Consider the following 22620-nt stretch of genomic DNA (forward strand, 5'->3'; position numbering starts at 1 on the left):
GCGACCGCATCGCCGCGCTGACCCGCACCGTCCGCGCCTATGAAAGCGGGCTTTCGGCCCTGCGCGAGGGACTGCGCCAGGCCAATGCGCGCGAGGCCGAGATCCGCGCCCGCTTCGACCGGGAGCGCGGGCGGCTCGGCGGCATCCTTGCCGCGCTCGAGACCATGCAGGGCTCGCCCGAGGCGCTGTTGCTGCTGCATCCCGACGGCGCGCTCGGCACCGCGCGGGCGGGCATGATCCTGTCCGACGTGACGCCCGCGCTGCTGGCGGAGGTGCAGGGGCTGAAGGTGGCGCTGGAGGAGATCGCGACGCTGCGCGCGCTCGAGGCCAGCGCCGCGACCACGCTGGCCGAGGGGCTGGCGGGGATCCAGGAGGCGCGCACGAAGCTGAGCCTCGCCATGTCCGACCGCACCGACCTTCCGATGCGGCTGACCGAGGATGCCGCGCAGATGAAGCGGCTGGCCGAGGGGGCGCGGACGCTGGAAGGTTTCGCGGCCGGGCTGTCGGCGCTGCCGGGCGACACCGTGGGCCGCAGCCTGCCGGATTTCGCCGATGCGAAGGGCGACCTGGACCTGCCGGTGCAGGGCCGGGTCCTGGCGGGGTTCGACGAGGCCGGGCCGGACGGCGTGAAACGGCCGGGCCTGGTGCTGGCGGTGCCGCCCGGCGCGCTCGTCACCACGCCCTGGCCCGCGACGATCCGCTATCTCGGGCCGCTTCTGGACTACGCAAATGTGATGATCCTTGAGCCCTCTGCCGGGTATCTGCTGGTGCTCGCCGGGCTCGGGACGGTCTATGGTGAGGTCGGCCAGGTGATCCCCGAGGGCAGTCCCGTGGGGCTCATGGGCGGAGGGGCGCCGGGGCTCGAGGGCTTTCTGACGCAGGCCGCGGGCGGGGATGGCCAAGCCCGCGAGGAGACGCTTTATTTGGAACTGAGAGAAGGGCAAGGTCCCGTGGACCCCGCAGGGTGGTTCAGAATGGATGAGGAATGATCGAGAGATGAGAAAATTCGCAGTCGCCGCCCTGGGCGGAACCCTCGCCGGGGTGCTTCTGACATCGCAGATCGCGGGGCCCCTGGTGGCCCAGGAAGCCGAGAAAAACTCCAGCGTCTACGAGCAGCTCGACCTGTTCGGCGACATTTTCGAGCGGATCCGCGCCCAGTACGTCGAGGAGGTGGATCCCGAGAAGCTGATCGAGTCGGCGATCGACGGGATGCTGACCTCGCTCGATCCGCACTCCTCCTACCTGTCGCCGGCGGACGCGGCGGCGATGCGGGTGCAGACGCGGGGCGAATTCGGCGGGCTCGGGATCGAGGTGACGCAGGAAGAGGGCTTCGTGAAGGTCGTCTCGCCGATGGACGGCACGCCGGCCGACGAGGCCGGGGTCGAGGCCGGCGACTTCATCACCCATGTCAACGGCGAGTCGGTGCTGGGCCTGACGCTGGACGAGGCGGTCGAGATGATGCGCGGCCCGGTGGGCAGCGAGATCGTCATCACCGTGGTCCGCGAGGGCAAGGACGAGCCGATGGACATCTCCATCATCCGCGACACGATCAAGCTGACCGCCGTGCGCTCGCGCCGCGAGGGCGAGTCGGTGGTGCTGCGGGTCAGCACCTTCAACGACCAGACCTCGCCCAACCTCGAGGAGGGGATCAAGAAGCAGGTCGAGGAGGCCGGCGGCATGGATCACGTCAACGGCTTCGTCATCGACCTGCGCAACAACCCGGGCGGCCTTCTGACCCAGGCGATCCGCGTCGCCGACGACTTCCTCGAGTCGGGCGAGATCGTGTCGACCCGCGGCCGCGATCCCGCGGACAGCGAGCGCTACAACGCCACCGCGGGCGACCTCGCGAACGGCAAGCCGATCGTCGTGCTGATCAACGGCGGCTCGGCCTCGGCGTCCGAGATCGTCGCGGGCGCGCTGCAGGATCATCGCCGCGCCATCGTCATCGGCACCAAGTCCTTCGGCAAGGGCTCGGTCCAGACGGTGATGCCGCTGCGCAGCTCAGGTGCCATGCGGCTGACCACGGCGCGCTACTACACGCCGTCGGGTCGGTCGATCCAGAACCTCGGCGTTTCGCCCGACATCGTGGTGGCCCAGCCGGCGAAGCGGCCCGAGGCCGAGAGCGAGGAGGATCTTCCGGCACGTCCGCTGCGCTCGGAAGCCGACCTGCGCGGCGCGATCACCAACGACGCGGTGTCCGAGGACGAGCAGAAGATCATCCTCGAAGAGCAGAAGAAGGCCGAGGAGGCCGCCAAGCTGCGCGACGAGGACTACCAGCTGGCCTATGCGATCGACATCCTGAAGGGTCTGTCGGCGCTCGGCCCGAAGGAGTGAGCCGCGCCTGAGACGTGAGGAACGCCCCGGCCTGTCCGGGGCGTTCGCTGTTCCGGGCCTGCCTGCCGGACCATCGGAGAAAGCGAATGACCCCCGAAGAGATCGAGAAGCTGCCCTATCGCCCCTGTGTCGGCGTGATGCTGGTGAACGGCGCGGGGCGTGTCTTCGTCGGCGCGCGGATCGACACGCCCGGCGCCTGGCAGATGCCCCAGGGCGGAATCGACCCCGGCGAGGATCCGCGCGACGCGGCGCTGCGCGAGCTCCGGGAAGAGACGGGGGTCGCGCCCGAGAAGGTCGAGATCGAGGCCGAGACCGACGGCTGGATCGCCTACGACCTGCCGCACCACCTTGTGCCGGGGCACTGGAAGGGACGCTTTCGCGGCCAGAAGCAGCGCTGGTACCTGATGCGCTTCCGCGGCGAGGACGGCGAGATCGACATCTCGGGCCCGCCGCCCGAGTTCTCGGAATGGCAGTGGATGGACAAGGACCGGCTTCTGGACAGCATCGTGCCGTTCAAGCGTGCCGTCTACCAGGCGGTGCTGGCGGAACTGGGGGGCCGGATATGAAGGCCACGGTCGCCGCGCTCTGCCTCGTGGCCACCGCGCAGCAGGCGCTGGCGCTGTCCTGCGTCGCGCCCGACCCCTTGCGCGCCTTCGCCGAGGCGGCGGCGGCGCCCGAGGTGCATATCGTCGTGCAGGGCAGCTTCGCCTTCGAGGGGGCGTTTCCCGAAGGCGGCGGCGACACCCAGCCCGAGCCGAAGGCGATCCCCGCGCGGTTCACCGGCCATGGCCTGACCGCCGAGGGCTTCACCACGCCGCTGTCGATGTGGGTGACGCTGGACGCCTCCTGCCTCGGGCCCTGGTGCGGCAGCCTTGCCCCGGAGACCGAGCAGCTGGCCTTCCTGGAACGGCGCGTCGACGGCTATCACCTGGCGGTGGGTCCCTGTCCGACCCGGCTGTTCGCCCCCGCCGACGTGGCCACCGCCGAAAGCCTGCAGGCCTGCATCGCCAAGCCCGGCGCCTGCGGCGGCTGACCGGCTGGACGCCGCGCAAGACCGGCGACAGGCCCGGGGGCAGCGTGGTAGGGTCCGGGCAGAGCACGGCGGTTCCGGGAACGGGTCCCGCGGCCCGGTCCGTGCCGATGTCCCGGGTCGCGTGCCCCTGGGGGCCGCCCCGCCGTTCGTTCAGGATTTTTCAACATGTCATTCGTGCAGGCCAGACTGAACCGCGCCTTCTCCACCTTCCTGCATTCCCTGAAGGGAAGCGAGAAAGCCGACATGGACGCGATCCTCGCGGACATCCGCATGATGAACAATCCCTCGGTGCACCAGAATCTGGGCAATCCCCGCCTGTATACCGCCGGGTTCTGGGTGCGTGACCTGCCTGCCATGAAGGGCGTGGACAAGGGCGCCAACCGCTTGATCTATTCGGCCCTGGAGCAGGACGCGAATGAGAAGCGCCGCGGCCTGACCGGGCATGTGGATGTCCACGGCATCGGCAATCCCCACGATTCGAGCGGCTTCAACCAGGTGAAGAGCTTCTCGCAGATCAAGTGGCTGTACCACTGACCGGCTGATGCGGGGTGGGCGGACCGCTCCGGGCGGCCCCGCCCTGCGACGACCTTGCGCGGACGACGCCCGCCACCTGCGGCGTCCGCGGCGTCGGCCCGTCGCCGCCGTGCCTACTCCGCCTTCTCGAACTCCACCGCGATGATCGTGCCTTGCGCCGCGCGGGTCACCTGCAGATCGGCGCCCAGCATCTCGGTCAGCCCCGTGACGATCGATCCGCCGACCCCGGAGTGGCCGCAGTGGCCGGTGGTGTCGAGCTCTCCCGACACCGTCTCCGCATGTTCGGTCTGGGTTTCGACGGTCGGTGCCTCGCCGGGCCAGTCGATGCCCTCGGGCAGGCCCACGCCGTCGTCCGCCACGGAAAGACGCACGCCGCCCGTGTCGAGCCGGTGAAATCGCACCTCGATCAGGCCGCTGTCGCGCCCCGCAAAGGCATGTTCGAAGGCGTTGGTCAGCAGCTCCGACAGCAGAAGGCCCAGCCGGGCAGCCTGGTCGATGGGCAGCTCGATCTCCTCGCAGTCCACGTTCAGCCGGATCGCGCTCCGGTCGCCGAGGCGCGACACGACCGAGGCGATGCGGCTGAGATAGGCGCCGGTGCGGATCTTCCGGTTGTCGCCGCCCGATTGCGTGGCCGCGAACATCTCTTCGTAGAGCAGCGCCAGCGCCTCGACCCGGCGCCCGACCGCGCGGAAGGATTCCTCGGTCACCGTGGCGCGGGCCTGGATGCGGATCATGCCGACGACCATCGCGAGGTGGTTCTTCACCCTGTGCTGCAGCTCGCGCAGCAGGTTCAGCGCATCCTCGTTCCGATGCGCCGCGGCGGCTTCGCCGTTCATCTCGCGCTGGACCGAGAAGAAGGCGGTAAGGTCGCCCTGCCGGTCGAACACGGGCGAGATCAGCACCTGATTCGTGAACGGCGTGCCGTCCGCCTTGTAGTTGGTCAGCGTGACCTGGAACTCGGCCTGGCTCCTGAGCCCCTCGCGGATCTTTAGGACCGCTTCGGGTTCGGTGCCCCGGCCCTGCAGGAAGCGGCAGTTGCGCCCCACCGCATAGTCGCGGCTGTAAAGCGTCATGGCCTGGAAGGCGTCGTTCACGAAGGTGATCCGGTGATCGTCGTCGCGGGCATCGGTCAGGACGATGGCAACGGGCGTGCGCTGGATCGCCACTGCGATCAGTTCGTCCGATCCTTCCCCCATGACGCGCGCCTCCCCTCACGGCGTATTGAACGGATTGTATGACCTTCGGTCAACTTTTTTCGTCCCGTTCCGGCCACTTGGCAGCAGGCCGGGGGCCGCTTCCCACAAGCGACTCCCCATGAGAACAAAACGTGAATATACTGGCGACTCGTCCCACCGGAGAAAACGCCATGGATCAGGATCAGACGCCGACACCGGGCTTCGCGGAGCTCTCCGCCACCTCGAACTTCACCTTCCTCACCGGCGGCTCCCACCCCGAGGAATATGTCGAGCGGGCGGCGCTCCTCGGCCTGCCCGCCATCGCCATCGCCGACGAGAACACCGTCGCGGGCATCGTCCGCGCCCATACCCGCACGAAGGAGATCCGCCGCCAGGTCGACCTGCGCCTCGCCGCCGATGCCGATCCCGTCGGCCCGCCGCGCCCCGCCCACCTGCCGCCGCCCCCCGGTCTTGCCATCCGCAACGTCCCCCGTCTGGTCCCGGCGGCGCGGATCGTGCTGGAGGACGGGCTGTCCTTCACCCTGATCCCCCGCGACCGCCCCGGTTGGGGCGGCATGTGCCGACTGCTGACATTGGGGCGGCGGCGTGCGCCGAAGGGCGGCTGCGTGCTGCGCATGGCCGACCTTGCCGAGCACATCGGCGGCTGCGAGCTGCTGGTCCACGCCCCCCGCGAGGCCCGGAAGGGCTGGAGCGCGGGGGTGCGCAACCTCCTGCACCGCTTCCCCGGCGCCGTGTCGCTGATCCTCTGCCCCCGCTACGACGGCCAGGACCGCCGCCGCTTCGCCCGCCTCGCCGCCTTCGCGGCCGAGCTCGGGATTCCCACCGTCGCCTCGGGCGTGCCGCTGATGCACCACGGCGCCCGGCGCCGCCTGACCGACGTGCTGACCGCGATCCGCCTCGGCAAGCGGGTCGACGACCTGGGCCGCGCCGCGCTCGCCAATGCCGAGCAGCGGCTGAGGGGCCCCCGCGAGATGGCCCGCCTCTTCGCCGACCACCCCGAAGCGATGGCCGAGACGCTGAGGATCCTCGACCGCTGCACCTTCTCGCTGAACGAGCTGCGCTATGAATACCCGTCCGAACTGACGGACGGCGAGACGGCGGGCGAACGGCTGTCCCGCCTCGCCCGTGCGGGGCTGAAATGGCGCTATCCCGCCGGCGTGCCGGACAAGGTGGCGGCCATGCTCGCCCACGAACTCGCCCTGATCGGCAAGCTGAGATACGAACCCTATTTCCTGACCGTCCACGACATCGTCGCCTTCGCCCGCTCGCGCAACATCCTCTGCCAGGGGCGGGGATCGGCGGCGAACTCGGTCGTCTGCTACGCCCTCGGCGTCACCTCCGTTTCCCCCGAGATCGGCACCATGGTGTTCGAGCGCTTCGTCTCCGAGGCCCGCGACGAGCCCCCCGACATCGACGTGGACTTCGAGCACGAGCGCCGCGAGGAGGTGATCCAGCACATCTACGAGCGTTACGGCCGCGAGCGTGCAGGCCTCACCGCCACGGTGATCCACTACCGCGGCAAGCGCGCGATCCGCGAGGTCGGCCGCGCCATGGGGCTTTCCGAGGACACGCTCGGCGCCATGTCCTCCCAGCTCTGGGGCTTCTTCTCGACGAAGGGGATCGAGGCGCAGCGGCTGCGCGAGATCGGACTCGACCCCGCCGACCGCCGCCTGGCGCAGACGATGGAACTGGTGGACGAGATCATCGGCTTCCCCCGCCACCTGTCCCAGCACGTCGGCGGCTTCGTCATCACCGAAGGCCGCCTGGACGAACTGGTGCCGGTCGAGAACGCGGCGATGGAGGACCGCACCGTGATCTGTTGGGACAAGGACGACATCGACAGCCTGGGCATCCTCAAGGTCGACATTCTGGCGCTCGGGATGCTGACCTGCATCCGCAAGGGGTTCGACCTGCTCCAGATGCATCACCGGCTGGATTACACGCTGGCGACCCTGCCGCCCGAGGATCCCGAGGTCTACGACATGCTCTGCCGGGCGGATTCCCTCGGCGTCTTCCAGGTGGAGTCCCGCGCGCAGATGAACTTCCTGCCGCGGATGCGGCCGCGCTGCTTCTACGACCTCGTGATCGAGGTCGCGATCATCCGGCCGGGGCCGATCCAGGGCGACATGCTCCACCCCTATCTGCGCCGCCGGAACGGCGAGGAGCAGGTGCGCTTCCCCTCCGACGCCCTCGGCCAGGTGCTGGGCAAGACGCTGGGCGTGCCGCTGTTCCAGGAACAGGCGATGCAGATCGCGATCATCGGGGCGGGCTTCACCCCGGACGAGGCCGACCGGCTGCGCCGCGCGCTGGCGACGTTCAAGAAGCACGGCAGCGTCAGCGAGTTCCGCGACCGCTTCCTGCGCGGCATGGCCGCCAACGGCTATGACCGCGACTTCGCCGAACGCTGCTTCTCGCAGATCGAGGGGTTCGGCAGCTACGGCTTCCCCGAAAGCCACGCGGCCAGCTTCGCGCTGCTCGTCTACGCCTCGGCCTGGCTGAAATGCCATCATCCGGCGGTCTTCGCCTGCGCGCTGCTGAACGCCCAGCCCATGGGCTTCTACGCGCCCGCCCAGATCGTCCGGGACGCGCGCGAACACGGCGTCACGGTGCTGCCGGTCTGCGTCAACCGCAGCTTCTGGGACAACGTGCTGGAGAAGGACCGGAGCGGAGAGCTGTGCCTGCGCCTCGGCTTCCGGCAGATCAAGTCCATGGGCGAGGAGGAGGCGACCTGGATCGCCGCCGCCCGCGGCAACGGCTACCACACGGTGCAGGACGTCTGGCGGCGGGCGGGGATCGCGCCGCAACAGCTGAAGGTGCTGGCCGAGGCCGACGCCTTCGCCGGGCTCGGGCTCGGCCGCCGCGCGGCGATCTGGGAGGCCCGCGGCATCGGCGGCGCCACCCCCCTGCCGCTCTTCGCGGGCGATCTCGACGGCGAGGGCATCGTCGAACCGGCGGCCCACCTTCCCCCAATGGCCGAGAGCGAACAGGTGGTGGAGGACTACGTGGCGATGCGCCTGACCCTGCGGGCGCACCCCATCTCCTTCCTGCGCCCCCGGCTGAGCCCGCGGGAGGACGGGCTGCGCCCGTCCGAGCCTGCGGCGGGCGGGGGGGCCGCCCTGCGGGCGGCCCCGCAGGACGGCGCGCGGGTGCTCGCGATGGCGGGATGAACCGCGGCCGTCGGGCATCGCCCCGCGGTCTGTCGCGGCATCTTCCGTGGCGCCCGATGCCGCCCGTGCCGGGCGGCTGCCTCCGGCGGGGATATTTGGGAAGCAAAGATGGGAAGGACAGCCTCAAGGGCCGTCACGTAGCGTGAAGAGAAACGGGCCCTCGCGCGGATCAGCGAGCCCCCGAAACGAAGAACGGTCCGCCCGAGGGGGGGCGGACCGCCATCTTCGCTTGCGGTCACAGGCTTCCCGGCCTGTGCCGCATGTGCAGCCTGAGGGAGAAAGGTTGCGTTAAGGTTAACGCCCCCCATCTTTGCTTCTCAAATATCCTCGGGGGAGGCGGCGCAGCCGCCGCGGGGGCAGACAGCCCCCGTCGACGCCTGCCACGGGCGGAGGTTCCGGGACAGGAGCGCCGCATCCCGGAAACCGTATCAGGCCACCGGCGGGCGGGTTGCCTGCATCGACGGGCGTTCGGCGAAACGTTCGTACCAGGCGGCGAGACCCGGGTTCCCGCTGCGCCAGCCGCGGACCTCGTGGCGCAGGTCGAGGTAGCCGAGCGCGCAGGCGACCGCGATCTGCCCCATGTCGAGCCGCCCCGACAGGTGGCTCATCCACCGCGTCTCCAGCGCCGAGAGCGCGCGCGAGGCCTTGCCCCACTGCGCCTCGATCCAGTCGTCGAACTGCCTGTCCTCCGGGCGCACGCGCTTCTCGTAGACCATCAGCACCGCCGCCTCCATGATCGCGTCCGCCGTCGCCTCCAGCGTCAGCGTGTCCCAGATCCGCACCTCGGGATAGAGCTTGCCGCCCTTGCGCGCGTCGAGGTACCGGCAGATCACCCGGCTGTCGTAGAGCGCGGGGCCGTCGGGGCGGGTCAGGGCGGGGATCTTGCCGGGGGGGGTGTGGGCCAGGATCTCCGGCGCCGACTTCACCGGCGTCGTCTGCACCGCCACCAGCTCGACCTCGTCCAGCTGGCCGGTTTCGTGGAGCGTGACCATGACCTTGCGCACGAAGGGCGAGGCGGGGGAGTGGAAGAGCTGCATGTCGGGTCTCCGGGATGATGTTCGCGCGCACCCTACGGCGCGTCGCCGGGGAGCGGAAGCGGTCATCGGCGGCGCGGGCGCGCCGCAGGGCGCCCTTGTCCTGCCGGGGGTCAGGCCGTGGCCGGGGGGCGCGCCATCAGCGCGGCCAGAGCCGAGGTCTCCTGGCCGATGCCGTGGTCGCCCATGGCGCGGGCGGCGGCCCGGCGCACCTGCTCGGGCTTGTTCTGGTTCAGCTTCCAGGTGCTGTCGACCGTCTCGATCCGCAGCCGGCAGGGCACGATCGCGCGCATCATCCGCTCCATCACGCCGGGGCTCATCTTGGCCGAGGTCCAGGGCCGCTTCGGCACCAGCATCGCCTCGAAATGCGCCGACTGGCGGTCCAGCATGTCGCGCATTTCCCCCTCCGCCAGCCGCTCCAGCGTGCCGCGCAGGTGGACGGCGACGTAGTTCCAGGTCGGCACCTGGTCCTCGACGCCGTACCAGTCGGGCGAGACATAGCCGTCGGGGCCGTGCACGGCGATCACGGCGGGGCAGGGGGCATCGAGCAGCCCGAGGATCGGGTTCGAGCGCACGAGGTGCAGATCGGCCGAACTGCCGTCGTCGCTTGGCAGGATCGGGACGTGGGACAGGAGCGGCCCCTCCGCCGCGTTGACGGCCAGCGTGCCGAAGGCGCGGGCGCGCACGAAGGCGAGGCTCTCGTCCTCGGGCGTCTGGCGGAAGGCGGGATTGGGGTGCATGGCGGCGCTCCTTCTGGTCCCCGAGTGCTAGCGCCGGGCGCGCTGCCTGCCAAGACGGGGCGACGGGGTTCAGCGTTCTTGCGGCGCGGGCCCGGCGCGGCGCCTGCCGCGGCCCGTCAGAGGGCAACCGCCGCCAGCCGCGCCCCGTCCCGGCCGGTGATCCGGGCGGTCACGATCCGTCCCTCGGGCTGGTCGGCGGCGAAGTCCACCTCGGCGAACTGCTCGGTCCGGCCCATGCGCGGGCTTTCCATCAGCACCCGGTGAACCTGTCCGACCTGCGCCGCCAGGTGCGACTCGGCCGCGCGGTCTCCGGCCGCGCGCAGACGCGCCGCGCGGCCCTTGATCGTGGCGCCGTCCACCGCGGGCATCCGCGCCGCCGGGGTGCCCTGCCGCGGCGAATAGGGGAAGACGTGAAGCCAGGTCAGCCCGCAGTCGGCCACGAGGTCGAGGGACGCTTCGAAATGCTCTTCCGTCTCGGTCGGGAAGCCCGCGATGATGTCGGCGCCGAACACCATGTCGGGGCGCAGGCGGCGCGCCTCCTCGCAGAAGCGGATCGCGTCGCCCCGCAGATGCCGCCGCTTCATCCGCTTAAGGATCAGGTCGTGGCCGTGCTGGAGCGACAGGTGAAGGTGCGGCATCAGCCGCGGCTCGGTCGCGATGGCCTCCATCAGGTCGGGGTCCACCTCGATGCTGTCGATCGACGAGATCCTGAGCCGCGGCAGGTCCGGCACCAGCTTCAGGATCCGCCGCACGAGGTTGCCGAGGCGGGGCGCCCCCGGCAGGTCGGCGCCCCAGCTCGTCAGGTCGACGCCGGTCAGCACCACCTCCTCGAAGCCCTTGCCGACCAGCCGCGCGATCTGCTCCACCACGACCCCGGCGGGGACCGAGCGGGAATTGCCCCGTCCGTAGGGGATGATGCAGAAGGTGCAGCGGTGGTCGCAGCCGTTCTGCACCTGGACATAGGCGCGCGAGCGGGTGCCGAAGCCGTCGATCAGGTGGCCCGCGGTTTCCGTCACCGACATGATGTCGTCGACCTGCACCCGCTCGGTCCCGAAATCCTCCCAGGTGGCGGGCTGCATCTTTTCGGCGTTGCCGATCACGCGGTCGACCTCGGGCATGGCGGCGAAGGTCTGGGGCTCGGTCTGGGCGGCGCAGCCGGTGACGATCAGCGTCGCGCCGGGGTTCTCGCGGCGCAGGCGGCGGATGTCCTTGCGCGCCTTCCTGACCGCCTCGGCCGTCACGGCGCAGGTGTTGACGATCACCGCGTTCTCGACGCCGGCGCGGGTGGCGAGATCGCGCATCGCCTCGGATTCGTAGGCGTTCAGGCGGCAGCCATGGGTCGAGACCACCGGAGCCTTCTTCAGGAACGGCGCGTTCATGCGATGGCCTCCAGGAAGGCGGGGGTCAGCTCGGCCGTGAAGACATGGGCGGTGGGCCCCGTCATCCACACGCCGTCGTCGCGCCAGTCGATGTCGATGCGCCCGCCGTCGAGGTCGATCCGGACGCGCCGCCCCGTCAGCCCCCGCCGCGCCGCCGCCACCGCCACCGCGCAGGAGGAGGAGCCGGAGGCGAGCGTCAGGCCCACGCCCCGTTCCCACACCCGCATCCGCAGGTGATCGGGGCCGACGACATGGGCGACCTGCACGTTGGTGCGTTCCGGAAACAGCGGATCGCGCTCGGTCGCCGGGCCGAGGGTGGAAAGGTCCACCGCCTCGGCATCCTCAACGAAGAAGGTGCAGTGCGGGTTGCCCATGCCCGTCGCCACCGGATCGCCGTTGAGCGGCAGGTGCAGCGTGTCCATCTGCCGCGCCAGCGGGATCCTTTGCCAGTCCAGCAGCGGCGCACCCATGTTCACGGCCGTCAGCCCGTCACCGCGATCCTCGGCCGCGAGCAGCCCGCGTTCGGTCCTCAGCGTCAGCGCCCGCGCCCCGGTCTCGGCCATCTCGTGCGCGGCGATGCAGCGGGTGGCGTTGCCGCAGGCCCCGGCGGTCGAGCCGTCGGCGTTCCAGAAGGTGAGCGCAAGGTCGGCGTCGCGGCCCGCCTCGATCACCGCCAGCTGGTCGAATCCGACGCCCCGGTGCCGGTCGCCGAGCGCCCGCGCCAATGCAGGCGTCACGGCACGCCCGCCCGCGCGGCGGTCGATCACCACGAAGTCGTTGCCGAGGCCATGGAACTTCATGAACCGGAGCGGGGTATGGGGGCTGCCGTCTTGCATGGCGGGCGATATATCCCCCCGCGCGGCCATTTGAAAGGGAGAGCCGAAGAAGGTCAGGATTTCGGCTTGACCTCGAAAATCAGGGCCGTTAGGTGAGCGCCCAGTGGGCCTGTAGCTCAGTTGGTAGAGCAACTGACTTTTAATCAGTAGGTCACGGGTTCGAACCCCGTCGGGCTCACCACTTCGCCTCGATCCGGCCGGTGAACAGGGCGCAGCCCCGGCATCCGGACTCCGCGCGCGTCACGGTGCATCTGGGCCCCGTCCCGCCCGCCCGTGGCGGAAAACCGCAGCCCGCCCTTGTTCCGCCCCCCCGGTTTCGGGCATGTCGTGGCCTGTTGGCGCGGGGCCAGCGCCGGAAGCGGGAAGAAACGCCATGCCGACAGATGCCGCGGTGCAGATCGTCTTCGTGAAATGGGGCCGCAAGTACGGCCCCGAATACGTCAACGCCATGGTCGAGGCGCTGCTGGCCACCGCCTCGCTGCCGCTGAAGCTGATCTGCTTCACCGAACACCCCGAGGGGCTGCACCCTGACGTCGAGACGCGCCCCTTCCCCGATTTCGGCGTGCCGGTCGAATCGATGACCGGGCGGGGCGGCTCGCTCTTGAAGATGTCGATGTTCGAGAAGGGGCAGCTGGAGCCCGGCGTTCCCGCGATCTACCTCGATCTCGACAGCTCGGTCATGGGCGACATCGCGCCGCTGGTCCGCTGCCTCGAACGGCAGCGCGGCCTCTACCTGCTGGTGCGCCACGCCATCCCCCACTGGCGCTTCCGCGGCCTCGTGCGGCTGCTGGCGCCCCACCGCTACTACCTCGGCAACACCGCCGTCATGGCGCTCTATCCCGAGGACTGGTGGCACATCGCCGAGGGTTTCCGCCGCGACTTCCCGAAATATCGCGCGGATCCGGGGCAGCTCGATCCCGTCACCCGCCGCCTCTATGACGAGGGGAACGAGCGCATCATCTCCCACGCCGCCCGCGACGTCTCGCGCGTGTTCCCGGACGACGTGGCGGTGAAGTTCACCCAGGGCTACATGTCCCACTTCCTGTGGCTCGCCAAGCTCAGGAACCGCCTGCCGCAGGTCAGGGCGCGGCGGGCGCGGCAGGCCGTCATCTCCTATCACGGGGACGCCCTGAAGCCCGAGCACCTGGTGAATTTCCGCGAGGGCGACCTCGTCACCTACAAGTCCTACAAGACGATCTGGGACTATCCCGCGATCTCCGCCTACTGGGCGAAGGTGTTCCGCCGCGCCTGAGGCTTGCCTTCCGCGCCGCTTCGCCGCAGGCTCGGACGCAGCGGCGGAAGACCGCAGCAGGGAGGGGCCCATGGCGGTGCTGCGCTCGCAGATCTCACCGAACTCCGACGCCTTCAGGTCCAACGCCGCCGCCCACGCGGAAGCGATGGAGAAGGTGCGCGACGCCGCCGGGGCCGCCATGGCCGGCGGGGGCGAGGCCGCGCGGCAACGCCACACCGCCCGCGGCAAGCTCCTGCCGCGCGAGAGGGTGGCGCGCCTGCTCGACCCCGGCGCGCCCTTCCTCGAGATCGGCCTCTTCGCCGCCCACGGCATGTACGACGGCGCGGCCCCCGGGGCGGGCATGATCGCCGGTGTGGGCCGCGTGATGGGCCGCGCGGTCATGGTGGTGTGCAACGACGCCACGGTGAAGGGCGGCACCTACTATCCGATGTCGGTGAAGAAGCACCTGCGCGCCCAGGAGATCGCCGAGGCGAACCGCCTGCCCTGCATCTACCTCGTGGATTCGGGCGGCGCCAACCTGCCGAACCAGGACGAGGTCTTCCCGGACCGCGACCACTTCGGGCGGATCTTCTACAACCAGGCCCGGATGTCGGCCCAGTGCATCGCGCAGATCGCCGTCGTCATGGGCTCCTGCACCGCCGGCGGCGCCTATGTGCCGGCCATGTCCGACGTGGCGATCATCGTGAAGGAGCAGGGGACGATCTTCCTCGCCGGCCCGCCCCTGGTGAAGGCCGCGACGGGCGAGGTGGTGAGCGCCGAGGATCTGGGCGGCGGCGACGTGCACACCCGGCTCTCGGGCGTCGCCGACTACCTGGCCGAGAACGACGCCCATGCGCTGGCGCTGGCGCGGCGGGCGGTGGGTTCGCTCGGGGCGGGCGCCGGGCCGAAGCCCGGCCCCGATACCATCGAGCCGCCGCTCTACGACCCGGCCGAGATCACGGGCGTCGTACCCGCCGACCTGAAGACCCCCTACGACGTGCGCGAGGTGATCGCCCGCCTCGTCGACGGCTCGTGCTTCGACGAGTTCAAGCCGCGCTACGGCGCCACCCTCGTCACCGGCTTCGCGCAGATCTACGGGATGCCCGTCGGCCTGCTGGGCAACAACGGCGTGCTGCTGAGCGAATCCGCCCAGAAGGGCGCGCATTTCGTCGAGCTCTGTTCGCAGCGCAGGATCCCGCTGGTGTTCCTGCAGAACATCACCGGCTTCATGGTCGGCCGGAAGGCCGAGACGGGGGGCATTGCCAAGGACGGGGCGAAGATGGTGACGGCGGTGGCGACGACGGCGGTGCCGAAGATCACCATGATCGTCGGCGGCAGCTTCGGCGCGGGCAATTACGGCATGTGCGGCCGCGCCTATTCGCCCCGGTTCCTGTGGACCTGGCCGAACGCCCGCATCTCGGTCATGGGCGGCGAACAGGCGGCGGGCGTGCTCGCCACCGTGCGCCGCGAGGGGATCGAGCGGAAGGGCGGTGTCTGGACCGAGGAGGAGGAGACCGCCTTCAGGCAGCCGACCCTCGACATGTTCGCCGAACAGTCCCACCCCCTCTACGCCTCCGCCCGGCTCTGGGACGACGGCATCGTCGATCCGCGCAGGAGCCGCGAGGTGCTGGCCCTGTCGCTCGCCGCCGCGCTGAACGCCCCGGTGCCCGACACGCGCTTCGGCGTGTTCAGGATGTGAGGGGCGGGCGATGCGGATCGAGGTCATCGAAGGCGACATCACGCGGCTGGAAGTCGATGCCGTCGTCAACGCCGCCAACCGGTCCCTGCTCGGCGGCGGCGGGGTCGACGGGGCGATCCACCGCGCGGCGGGGCCGCGTCTGCTCGATGCCTGCCGCGCGCTCGGCGGGTGCGAGACCGGAGAGGCAAAGCTCACCCCCGGCTTCGACCTGCCCGCGCGTTTCGTGATCCACGCCGTCGGCCCGGTCTGGCGGGGCGGTGCGGAAGGCGAGGCGGACCTGCTCGCCGCCTGTTACCGCAACGCGCTCGCCCTTGCGGCGGAGGCGGAGTGCAGGACCATCGCCTTCCCCGCGATCTCGACCGGCGTCTACGGCTACCCGGCGGACGAGGCGGCGCGGATCGCGGTCGGCGTGCTGACCGCCCATGACGCAGCCCTGCCCGAAACCGCCTGCCTCGTCGCCTTCGGCGCCGCCGCGCGCCGGACGATCGAGACGGCCCTGGCGGAGGCCGCGCAATGAGCCCGCGCGTCACGCCGGCCCGCGCCGGACAGCACCCCAACTGGGCACCCGGCCACCCTGGCGGTCGCAGGCAGCCCCCGTGCAGGATCCTCGCGCACCCGCCCTGCTTCTTCTTTGCCCAAATACTCCCGCCGGAGGCGTCCCACCCTTTCCGCCAGCCCCGCCGCGAGGGTCGATGCGCACCGGGGGCATACCCTGACCTTGATCGCCACCCCTCCACGCGCCCTGCTTCCTCCTTTTCAAGATACGCGCGCCGGAGGCATCCGGCCCCCTCCGTCACTCCTGCCGTGCGGACCGGGGAGCGCCGCTGATGTTCACGAAGATCCTCATCGCCAACCGGGGCGAGATCGCGGCGCGGGTCATGGCCACTGCCCGCCGCCTCGGCATCGCCACCGTCGCCGTCCACTCCGACGCCGACGCAGGAGCGCTGCATGTCCGGCACGCCGACGTGGCGGTGCGGATCGGCCCCGCTCCCGCTGCCGAAAGCTACCTGGACCAGCAGGCGATCCTCGAGGCCGCCCGCGCCACGGGGGCCGAGGCGATCCATCCGGGCTACGGCTTCCTGTCGGAGAACCCGGAGTTCGTGGACGCGGTGGAGGCGGCGGGCCTCGTCTTCATCGGCCCGCCCGCGCAGGCGATCCGCGCCATGGGGCTGAAGGACGCGGCGAAGGCGCTGATGGAGAAGGCAGGCGTGCCGGTGGTGCCGGGCTATCACGGCGCGGACCAGGATCCGGGCCTGCTGGCGCAAGAGGCCGAAAGGATCGGCTATCCCGTCCTGATCAAGGCCCGCGCCGGGGGCGGGGGCAAGGGGATGCGGCTGGTGGAACGGCCGCAGGACTTCGCCCGCCTGCTGGAAGGCGCGCAGGGAGAGGCGCGGGCCAGCTTCGGCGACGCGGGCGTGCTGGTCGAGAAATACGTCACCAGCCCCCGGCACATCGAGATCCAGGTCTTCGCCGATGCCCATGGCAACACCGTCCACCTGTTCGAACGCGACTGCTCGCTCCAGCGCCGCCACCAGAAGGTGATCGAGGAGGCGCCGGCCCCGGACAGGCCCGAGGCGGTGCGCGCCGCCATGGGCCGCGCGGCGGTGGAGGCGGCGAGGGCCGTCGGCTATGTCGGGGCGGGCACGGTCGAGTTCATCGCCGACGGCGCGGGCGGGCTGACCGAGGACGGGTTCTGGTTCATGGAGATGAACACCCGCCTCCAGGTCGAACACCCGGTGTCCGAGGCGATCACCGGGCTCGACTTCGTCGAGCTGCAACTGCGCGTCGCCGCCGGGGAACCGCTGCCCTTCGCGCAGGGCGACCTGACGATCACCGGCCACGCGGTCGAGGCGCGGCTTTACGCCGAGGATGCGGCGAAGGGCTTCCTGCCCGCGACCGGCCCGCTCGACCACCTCCGCCTCCCGCCCCATGCCGCCTTCGCCCGCGCCCCCGTGCGGATCGACAGCGGCGTCGAGGCGGGGGATGCGATCACTCCCTGGTACGACCCGATGATCGCCAAGGTCATCGTCCACGCCCCGGACCGCGCGGCGGCCCTCGCCCGCCTCGCCCGGACGCTGGACGAGACCGAGGTGGCGGGCTGCACCACCAACCGCGCCTTCCTCGCCGCCCTCTGCCGCGACGCGGACTTCGCCGCGGGGCGCCTCGACACCGGGTTGATCGCCCGCAAGGCCGACGCCCTCACCGCCGCCGCCCCGCCTTCGCGCAACGCGCTGGCGCTGGCCGCGCTGCTGGCCGAGGGCCTGCTGGACCCCGCCGATCCCGCCGACCCCTGGCAGGCGCTGGCGGGGTATGCCCACTGGGCGCCCATGGATCGCCCCGTGACGCTGCACATCGGGGACCGGGAAGCGACGCTGACCCTGGCCGTCGAGGCCCCCGGCCGGTTCCGGATCGCCGACGCCGAAGGCGCCCGCACCCTCGCCGTCCAACAGCTCGGCGCGGGGCGCTACAGGCTGGGAGAGGAGTCCCTCTCCCAGACCCTCTCCGCCGTCCGCCTCACGGACAGGGTGCACGTCTTTGACCGGGGCCAGAGTCACGCCTTCGCCAGCCCCGATCCGCTGGCGGCGGCCGGGGAGGCGGGGCAGGGGGGCGATCACGTCGCCGCGCCGATGCCGGGGCTCGTGCGCCGCGTCACCGCCGCGCCCGGCGCCGCGGTGGCGCGGGGCGATCCGCTGCTGGTGCTGGAGGCGATGAAGATGGAACACACCCTGACCGCGCCGCGCGACGGCACCGTGGCCGAGGTGCTGGCCGAGGAGGGCCAGCAGGTCGCCGAGGGCGCGCGCCTGATCGTGCTGGAGCCCGACGATGCCTGAACATGTCCGCCTCTACGAGATGGCCCCCCGCGACGGGTTGCAGAACGAGAAGGCGCAGGTCGCCACCGCCGACAAGATCCGCCTTGTGAACCTGCTGTCGGACACGGGTCTGAGCCATATCGAGGTGACGAGCTTCGTCAGTCCGAAATGGGTGCCGCAGATGGCGGACGCCGCCGAAGTGATGGACGGCATCCGCCGCCGGCCCGGCGTGACCTACGGCGCGCTCACCCCGAACATGACGGGGTTCGAGGCGGCGCTTGCGGCGAAGGCGAACGAGGTCGCCGTCTTCGCCTCGGCCTCCGAGGGCTTCTCGAAGGCGAACATCAACTGCACCGTGGCCGAGAGCCTGCGCCGCTTCCCGCCGGTGCTGGAGGCGGCGTTCCTCCATGGCATCCCGGTGCGCGGCTATGTCTCCTGCGTCACCGACTGCCCCTACGACGGCCCCGTCGCCCCGGAGGACACCGCCCGCGTCGCAAGGGCGCTCTGGGACATGGGCTGTCACGAGATCTCGCTTGGCGACACCATCGGCCGGGCGACGCCGGGCACCGCGCGGGCGATGCTCGAGGCGGTGCTGGACCACGTCCCGGCCGACCGGCTGGCGGGGCATTTCCACGACACCGGCGGCCGCGCGCTCGACAACATCGAGGCGGCGCTCGGCCTTGGCGTCAGGATCTTCGACGCGGCGGCGGGGGGGCTGGGCGGCTGCCCCCATGCGCCGGGCGCGGCGGGCAACGTCGCGACCGAGCGGGTGGTGGAGATGCTGGAGGCTCTCGGCTATGCCACCGGCATCGACCGCGAGAAACTTGCCGTCGCCGCCGCCTTCGCCCGCAGCCTGAGGAGCGCCGGAACGCCATGACCTACGACACCCTCCTGGTCGACCGCGACGCCCGCGGCGTCGCCCGCGTGACCCTGAACCTGCCCGGGAAGCGCAACGCCATGTCGGGGCGGATGATCGAGGAACTGACCCACCTGGCGGGCCACCTCGCCACCGCGCCAGAAACCCGGGTGATCGTGCTGGAGGGTGCGGGAAAGGTGTTCTGCGCGGGTGGAGACCTGGCCTGGATGCAGGCGCAGACCGCCGCCGACCGGGCGACGCGGATCGCCGAGGCGCGGAAGCTGGCCCTGATGCTGAGGGCGCTGAACGAGCTGCCGGTGCCGCTGATCTCGGTGCTGCACGGCGGGGCCTTCGGCGGCGGCGTCGGTCTGGCCTGCGTCAGCGACGTGGCGCTTGCGGCGCGGGACTGCCGCTTCGGGCTGACCGAGACGCGGCTGGGGCTGATCCCGGCCACCATCGGCCCCTATGTCGTCGCCCGCATGGGCGAGGGGAAGGCGCGGCGGGTGTTCATGTCGTCCCGCCTGTTCGGCGCGGAGGAGGCGCGGGACCTCGGCATCGTCGCCGGGCTGTTCGAGGCCGCGGAGCGCGAGGCCGCGGTGGCAGCCGAGGTCGATCCCTACCTCTCGGTCGCACCGGGCGCGGTCGCGGCCGCCAAGGCGCTGGCCCGCAGCCTCGGGCCGCGGATCGACGACGCGGTGATCGAGTCCACGATCGCCCGCCTCGCCGACACCTGGGAGGGGGAGGAGGCGGCCCACGGCATCGCCGCCTTCCTCGACCGCAGGCCGGCGCGCTGGTCCGGGGAGGGGGGCGGGCAGGGGTGAGCGGTCGGCTTCGCGCGGGGCCGGCGGCTGGACTCGCCTTCGGCTTCGCCCACCCGCCGACCCCGCGCGCCTTGGGGAGCCGCTTCTCGGCGGGAACCTGCCTCCGGAGACGGTCGGCAAGGCGCCTTTGCCGCCGATGCCGGTCCGGCCGGAACACCTCTGTCGGGGACCACGTTCGGGAACATAACGTCATCCCAAGGGAGCATCCCCATGAAGACCGCCATCCTCACCGCCGCCCTCGCCCTCGCCACCGCGCTGCCCGCCGTCGCGCAGGACGAGCCGATGCCGTCCACCACCCTCTGCGGCGACTACCTGACCATGACCCGCGAGCAGCAGCTTGCCGGTCTCACCTCGCTTCGGGTCGACGAAGGCGAGGTCGGCGGCAGCAACGCCACCGCCGACGCCTCGGACGCGAACGACGCCGCCGACACCAACGCGGGCATGGAGCCCGAGTCGCAGGAAGAGATGGAGGCCAGCGTCGACGCGCTGATCGCCAAGTGCGAGACCAACCCGAACCTGATGGCGTCCCAGGCGCTGGTCGACGTCAGCAAGTGACGGAAGGCTCCGGCGGCGACAGGCTGCCGGAGGCAAGGATCCGGCCCGGTGCGCCTGCGAGGCGCCCCGGGCCTTTTCGTGTCGGCCCGGTCTTTTCGATACCGGCACCGGCGACTCCGCGTTTCCCTTCCGGACGCAATGCTTCTAGCCTCGGGGGAGAGGGATCAGGACGGGGCAGGAGACATGGACGCATTCGCAAACCCCTGGCGCGGTCACGGTCTGCCCGCGGACAGGTTGCCGTCGGATCTGCCCTTTCCTGCCGCGGATGCAGGCCCGCCGCTGGCCCTTCTGGCGCGCTGTCCCGCTGCCGCGGCAACGCCGCTGACGCAGGCTCCCGCCCTGGCCGGGCGGTTCGGCCTGGCCGGGCTTGCGGTGAAGGACGAACGCGGCCGCATGGGTCTGGGCAGTTTCAAGGCGCTTGGCGCCGCCTATGTCATCGCCCATCTCGCCGCCGCGGCGGGCGGTCGGCTGGAGGGAGAGACCTTCGCCACGGCGAGCGCAGGCAACCATGGCCTGTCGGTGGCCGCGGGGGCGCGCGTCTTCGGGGCGCGGGCCGTGGTGTTCATCGCCGCCAGCGTGCCCGAGAGCTTCGCCGCCCGGCTGGCCGCCGAGGGGGCGGAGGTGGTGCGCGCCGGGGCGGATTATGCCGCCAGCATGGCGGCGGCCGAGCGGTCGGCGGCGCAGAACGGCTGGACCCTGCTGTCGGACAGCTCCTGGCCCGGATACGTCGAGCTGCCGCACCGGCTGATGGAGGGCTACCTGGTGATGGCGCAGGAGATCGCGGAGGCGGCGGAGGAGCCGCCGAGCCACGTCTTCCTCCAGGCGGGGGTCGGCGGCATGGCGGCGGCGGTGGCGGCGCTGCTCCGCCGGGCCTGGGGGGAGGCGCCGCACATCGCCGTGGTGGAACCCGCGCTGGCGCCGGCCCTGATCGAAAGCGTCCGGGCCGGGCGCCCGGTCGTCTCCGAGGGCGGCGAATCGGCCATGGGACGGCTCGACTGCAAGGAACCCTCGCTGATCGCCCTGGCAGGACTGGCCCGCGACGCCGACAGTTTCCTGACGATCACCGAGGAGGAGGCCGCGGCCGCGCTGCCGGTGCTCGCGGCGGCGGGGTTCGAGACCTCGGCCTCGGGCGGCGCGGGGCTGGCGGCGCTGATGGCGCTGGCGGAGCACGCGGACGCGGACTCGGACCGGGCGCGGGTGCGCGAGCTGCTGGGACTGGGCCCGCGGTCCCGCGCGCTCTGCATCCTGAGCGAGGGCGCATGAGCGTCTTTCCCGTGGCCGAGTACCGCGCCCGGCTGGCCCGCGCGCAGGGGGCGATGGCCGGGGCCGGGCTGACCGCGCTGCTGCTGACGACCGAGCCCGAGGTGCGCTATTTCACCGGCTTCCTGACGCGGTTCTGGGAAAGCCCGACCCGTCCGTGGTTCGTGGTCGTTCCGGCGGCGGGCGATCCGGTGGCGGTGATCCCCTCGATCGGGGCGCCGCTGATGGCGCGCGGCTGGCTGACCGACATCCGCACCTGGGTCTCGCCCGATCCGGCGAACGACGGCATCCCGCTTCTCGCCGAGACCCTGCGCGAGAAGGGCGGGGCGCGCATCGGTCTGCCGTCCGGGCCGGAGACCCACGTCAGGATCCCGCTCGAGTCCTTCCGGGCGCTGACCGCCGCCGTCGCCCCGGCGCGGCTGGGCGGCGACGGCGGGCTGATGGCGCGGCTGCGCGCGGTGAAGTCCCCGGCCGAGATCGCGCTGATCCGCTCCGCCTGCGCCATCGCCGGGCGTGCCTTCGCCCGGGTGCCCGAGATCGCCCGCCCCGGCGTGCCGCTGTCGCAGGTGTTCCGCGACTTCCAGTGTCTCGCGCTGGCCGAGGGGGCGGACTGGGTGCCCTACCTCGCCGGCGGCGCGGGACCGCGGGGGCAGGGCGACGTGATCTCGCCCGCCACCGACGCGCCGCTCGCCGCGGGCGATGTGCTGATGCTCGACACCGGGCTGGTGAAGGGCGGTTATTTCTGCGACTTCGACCGGAATTTCGCCCTTGGCCCCGTGACGCGGGAGATCGACGACGCCTACAGGACCCTGATCGAGGCGACCCGTGCCGCCTTCGGCGCCGCCCGCCCGGGCGCCACGGCCCGCGACCTCTACGCGGTGATGGAGGGCTTCCTGCACACCGGCGGGCAGGGGCGGCTGGGCCACGGGCTCGGGATGCAGCTGACCGAGGGGTTGTCGCTGATCGCCGCCGACCCGACGCCGCTGGAGCCCGGCATGGTGCTGACGCTGGAGCCCTGGATCGCCACCGGGCCGGGCAGCCTGCTGGTGCACGAGGAGAACATCGTCATCACCGGGGGCGGTGCCGAGTGGCTGACGTCGCCCGCCCCCGAAACCCTGCCGAGGATCTGAGGAAA

20 protein-coding genes and 1 tRNA gene are annotated in these 22620 nt (G+C 71.5%); 16 read left to right on the forward strand and 5 right to left on the reverse strand.

Annotation, left to right across the window (positions count from 1 at the left end):
* The 5 genes from A7B20_RS12965 to A7B20_RS12985 all read left to right on the forward strand — a co-directional run.
* A partial coding sequence (locus A7B20_RS12965; protein WP_102109012.1) for a murein hydrolase activator EnvC family protein occupies nt 1–989 on the forward strand: 989 nt, incomplete at its 5' end.
* Nucleotides 990–996: 7 nt separating this feature from the next.
* Nucleotides 997–2334 carry a S41 family peptidase gene (locus A7B20_RS12970; RefSeq protein ID WP_102109013.1) on the forward strand — a complete coding sequence of 446 codons (1338 nt, stop codon included), beginning with the start codon at nt 997–999 and terminating at the stop codon, nt 2332–2334.
* A gap of 86 nt (nt 2335–2420) precedes the next feature.
* Nucleotides 2421–2900 (forward strand): RNA pyrophosphohydrolase, encoded by a 480-nt coding sequence (locus tag A7B20_RS12975; RefSeq protein WP_102109014.1) that lies wholly within the window; start codon nt 2421–2423, stop codon nt 2898–2900.
* Nucleotides 2897–3367 (forward strand): hypothetical protein, encoded by a 471-nt coding sequence (locus A7B20_RS12980; protein WP_102109015.1) that lies wholly within the window; start codon nt 2897–2899, stop codon nt 3365–3367. Before A7B20_RS12975 ends, A7B20_RS12980 begins: the two co-directional genes overlap by 4 nt.
* A gap of 165 nt (nt 3368–3532) precedes the next feature.
* On the forward strand, nt 3533–3901 hold the full coding sequence (locus A7B20_RS12985) for a hypothetical protein (RefSeq protein WP_102109016.1): 369 nt from the start codon (nt 3533–3535) through the stop codon (nt 3899–3901).
* A 113-nt stretch (nt 3902–4014) separates the two neighbouring features.
* On the opposite strand, the gene A7B20_RS12990 is transcribed toward A7B20_RS12985, so the two are convergent.
* A complete protein-coding gene (locus A7B20_RS12990; RefSeq protein ID WP_102109017.1) occupies nt 4015–5097 on the reverse strand; it encodes a PAS domain-containing protein in 1083 nt (360 codons plus the stop codon).
* 170 nt (nt 5098–5267) lie between these two features.
* Between A7B20_RS12990 and A7B20_RS12995 the strand changes: the two genes are divergently transcribed.
* Entirely contained in the window at nt 5268–8264 is a 2997-nt protein-coding gene (locus A7B20_RS12995) for an error-prone DNA polymerase (protein WP_102109018.1), read from the forward strand.
* Between the two features lie 428 nt (nt 8265–8692).
* On the opposite strand, the gene A7B20_RS13000 is transcribed toward A7B20_RS12995, so the two are convergent.
* The 4 genes from A7B20_RS13000 to dapF form a co-directional block, all read right to left on the reverse strand.
* Nucleotides 8693–9301 (reverse strand): glutathione S-transferase, encoded by a 609-nt coding sequence (locus A7B20_RS13000; RefSeq protein WP_102109019.1) that lies wholly within the window; start codon nt 9299–9301, stop codon nt 8693–8695.
* Nucleotides 9302–9411: 110 nt separating this feature from the next.
* On the reverse strand, nt 9412–10038 hold the full coding sequence (locus tag A7B20_RS13005) for an FMN-binding negative transcriptional regulator (RefSeq protein WP_102109020.1): 627 nt from the start codon (nt 10036–10038) through the stop codon (nt 9412–9414).
* 116 nt (nt 10039–10154) lie between these two features.
* The gene (gene mtaB / locus A7B20_RS13010) at nt 10155–11417 is read right to left on the reverse strand and encodes a tRNA (N(6)-L-threonylcarbamoyladenosine(37)-C(2))-methylthiotransferase MtaB (protein ID WP_102109021.1); all 1263 of its coding nucleotides are present in this window, start codon (nt 11415–11417) and stop codon (nt 10155–10157) included.
* The gene (dapF, locus tag A7B20_RS13015) at nt 11414–12253 is read right to left on the reverse strand and encodes a diaminopimelate epimerase (RefSeq protein WP_172961014.1); all 840 of its coding nucleotides are present in this window, start codon (nt 12251–12253) and stop codon (nt 11414–11416) included. Before dapF ends, mtaB begins: the two co-directional genes overlap by 4 nt.
* A gap of 105 nt (nt 12254–12358) precedes the next feature.
* Between dapF and A7B20_RS13020 the strand changes: the two genes are divergently transcribed.
* From A7B20_RS13020 to A7B20_RS13065, 10 genes are all read left to right on the forward strand, one after another.
* A tRNA-Lys gene (locus tag A7B20_RS13020) sits at nt 12359–12434 on the forward strand.
* Nucleotides 12435–12626: 192 nt separating this feature from the next.
* On the forward strand, nt 12627–13505 hold the full coding sequence (locus A7B20_RS13025; RefSeq protein ID WP_102109023.1) for a hypothetical protein: 879 nt from the start codon (nt 12627–12629) through the stop codon (nt 13503–13505).
* A gap of 70 nt (nt 13506–13575) precedes the next feature.
* Nucleotides 13576–15183, forward strand: a complete 1608-nt coding sequence (locus A7B20_RS13030; protein ID WP_102109024.1) for a carboxyl transferase domain-containing protein — start codon at nt 13576–13578, stop codon at nt 15181–15183.
* Between the two features lie 10 nt (nt 15184–15193).
* Nucleotides 15194–15700, forward strand: coding sequence for an O-acetyl-ADP-ribose deacetylase (locus A7B20_RS13035; RefSeq protein WP_102109025.1), 507 nt, complete (start codon nt 15194–15196; stop codon nt 15698–15700).
* Nucleotides 15701–16010: 310 nt separating this feature from the next.
* Complete coding sequence (locus A7B20_RS13040) at nt 16011–18014, forward strand: acetyl/propionyl/methylcrotonyl-CoA carboxylase subunit alpha (RefSeq protein WP_102109026.1); 2004 nt, start codon at nt 16011–16013, stop codon at nt 18012–18014.
* Complete coding sequence (locus A7B20_RS13045; protein ID WP_102109027.1) at nt 18007–18870, forward strand: hydroxymethylglutaryl-CoA lyase; 864 nt, start codon at nt 18007–18009, stop codon at nt 18868–18870. Before A7B20_RS13040 ends, A7B20_RS13045 begins: the two co-directional genes overlap by 8 nt.
* Entirely contained in the window at nt 18867–19670 is an 804-nt protein-coding gene (locus A7B20_RS13050; protein WP_102109028.1) for a crotonase/enoyl-CoA hydratase family protein, read from the forward strand. Before A7B20_RS13045 ends, A7B20_RS13050 begins: the two co-directional genes overlap by 4 nt.
* Before the next feature lie 210 nt (nt 19671–19880).
* On the forward strand, nt 19881–20225 hold the full coding sequence (locus A7B20_RS13055) for a hypothetical protein (protein WP_102109029.1): 345 nt from the start codon (nt 19881–19883) through the stop codon (nt 20223–20225).
* A 183-nt stretch (nt 20226–20408) separates the two neighbouring features.
* Nucleotides 20409–21488, forward strand: coding sequence for a pyridoxal-phosphate dependent enzyme (locus A7B20_RS13060; RefSeq protein ID WP_102109030.1), 1080 nt, complete (start codon nt 20409–20411; stop codon nt 21486–21488).
* Entirely contained in the window at nt 21485–22615 is a 1131-nt protein-coding gene (locus tag A7B20_RS13065) for a M24 family metallopeptidase (RefSeq protein WP_102109031.1), read from the forward strand. Before A7B20_RS13060 ends, A7B20_RS13065 begins: the two co-directional genes overlap by 4 nt.
* Nucleotides 22616–22620: the final 5 nt, after the last annotated feature.

The sequence above is a fragment of the Oceaniglobus roseus genome, assembly GCF_002869745.1.
In the GTDB taxonomy this organism is placed as follows: Bacteria; Pseudomonadota; Alphaproteobacteria; order Rhodobacterales; family Rhodobacteraceae; genus Oceaniglobus; species Oceaniglobus roseus.

What these genes read in the sequence shown, in the direction of transcription:
- A7B20_RS13065 (WP_102109031.1), top strand. Translation starts at nt 21,485, where the DNA reads ATGAGCGTCTTTCCCGTGGCCGAGTACCGCGCCCGGCTGGCCCGCGCG.
- A7B20_RS12980 (WP_102109015.1), top strand. Translation starts at nt 2,897, where the DNA reads ATGAAGGCCACGGTCGCCGCGCTCTGCCTCGTGGCCACCGCGCAGCAG.
- A7B20_RS13055 (WP_102109029.1), top strand. Translation starts at nt 19,881, where the DNA reads ATGAAGACCGCCATCCTCACCGCCGCCCTCGCCCTCGCCACCGCGCTG.
- mtaB (WP_102109021.1), bottom strand. Translation starts at nt 11,417, where the DNA reads ATGAACGCGCCGTTCCTGAAGAAGGCTCCGGTGGTCTCGACCCATGGC.
- A7B20_RS13025 (WP_102109023.1), top strand. Translation starts at nt 12,627, where the DNA reads ATGCCGACAGATGCCGCGGTGCAGATCGTCTTCGTGAAATGGGGCCGC.
- A7B20_RS12995 (WP_102109018.1), top strand. Translation starts at nt 5,268, where the DNA reads ATGGATCAGGATCAGACGCCGACACCGGGCTTCGCGGAGCTCTCCGCC.
- A7B20_RS12985 (WP_102109016.1), top strand. Translation starts at nt 3,533, where the DNA reads ATGTCATTCGTGCAGGCCAGACTGAACCGCGCCTTCTCCACCTTCCTG.
- dapF (WP_172961014.1), bottom strand. Translation starts at nt 12,253, where the DNA reads ATGCAAGACGGCAGCCCCCATACCCCGCTCCGGTTCATGAAGTTCCAT.
- A7B20_RS13050 (WP_102109028.1), top strand. Translation starts at nt 18,867, where the DNA reads ATGACCTACGACACCCTCCTGGTCGACCGCGACGCCCGCGGCGTCGCC.
- A7B20_RS13000 (WP_102109019.1), bottom strand. Translation starts at nt 9,301, where the DNA reads ATGCAGCTCTTCCACTCCCCCGCCTCGCCCTTCGTGCGCAAGGTCATG.
- A7B20_RS12990 (WP_102109017.1), bottom strand. Translation starts at nt 5,097, where the DNA reads ATGGGGGAAGGATCGGACGAACTGATCGCAGTGGCGATCCAGCGCACG.
- A7B20_RS12970 (WP_102109013.1), top strand. Translation starts at nt 997, where the DNA reads ATGAGAAAATTCGCAGTCGCCGCCCTGGGCGGAACCCTCGCCGGGGTG.
- A7B20_RS13040 (WP_102109026.1), top strand. Translation starts at nt 16,011, where the DNA reads ATGTTCACGAAGATCCTCATCGCCAACCGGGGCGAGATCGCGGCGCGG.
- A7B20_RS13045 (WP_102109027.1), top strand. Translation starts at nt 18,007, where the DNA reads ATGCCTGAACATGTCCGCCTCTACGAGATGGCCCCCCGCGACGGGTTG.
- A7B20_RS13060 (WP_102109030.1), top strand. Translation starts at nt 20,409, where the DNA reads ATGGACGCATTCGCAAACCCCTGGCGCGGTCACGGTCTGCCCGCGGAC.
- A7B20_RS12975 (WP_102109014.1), top strand. Translation starts at nt 2,421, where the DNA reads ATGACCCCCGAAGAGATCGAGAAGCTGCCCTATCGCCCCTGTGTCGGC.
- A7B20_RS13005 (WP_102109020.1), bottom strand. Translation starts at nt 10,038, where the DNA reads ATGCACCCCAATCCCGCCTTCCGCCAGACGCCCGAGGACGAGAGCCTC.
- A7B20_RS13030 (WP_102109024.1), top strand. Translation starts at nt 13,576, where the DNA reads ATGGCGGTGCTGCGCTCGCAGATCTCACCGAACTCCGACGCCTTCAGG.
- A7B20_RS13035 (WP_102109025.1), top strand. Translation starts at nt 15,194, where the DNA reads ATGCGGATCGAGGTCATCGAAGGCGACATCACGCGGCTGGAAGTCGAT.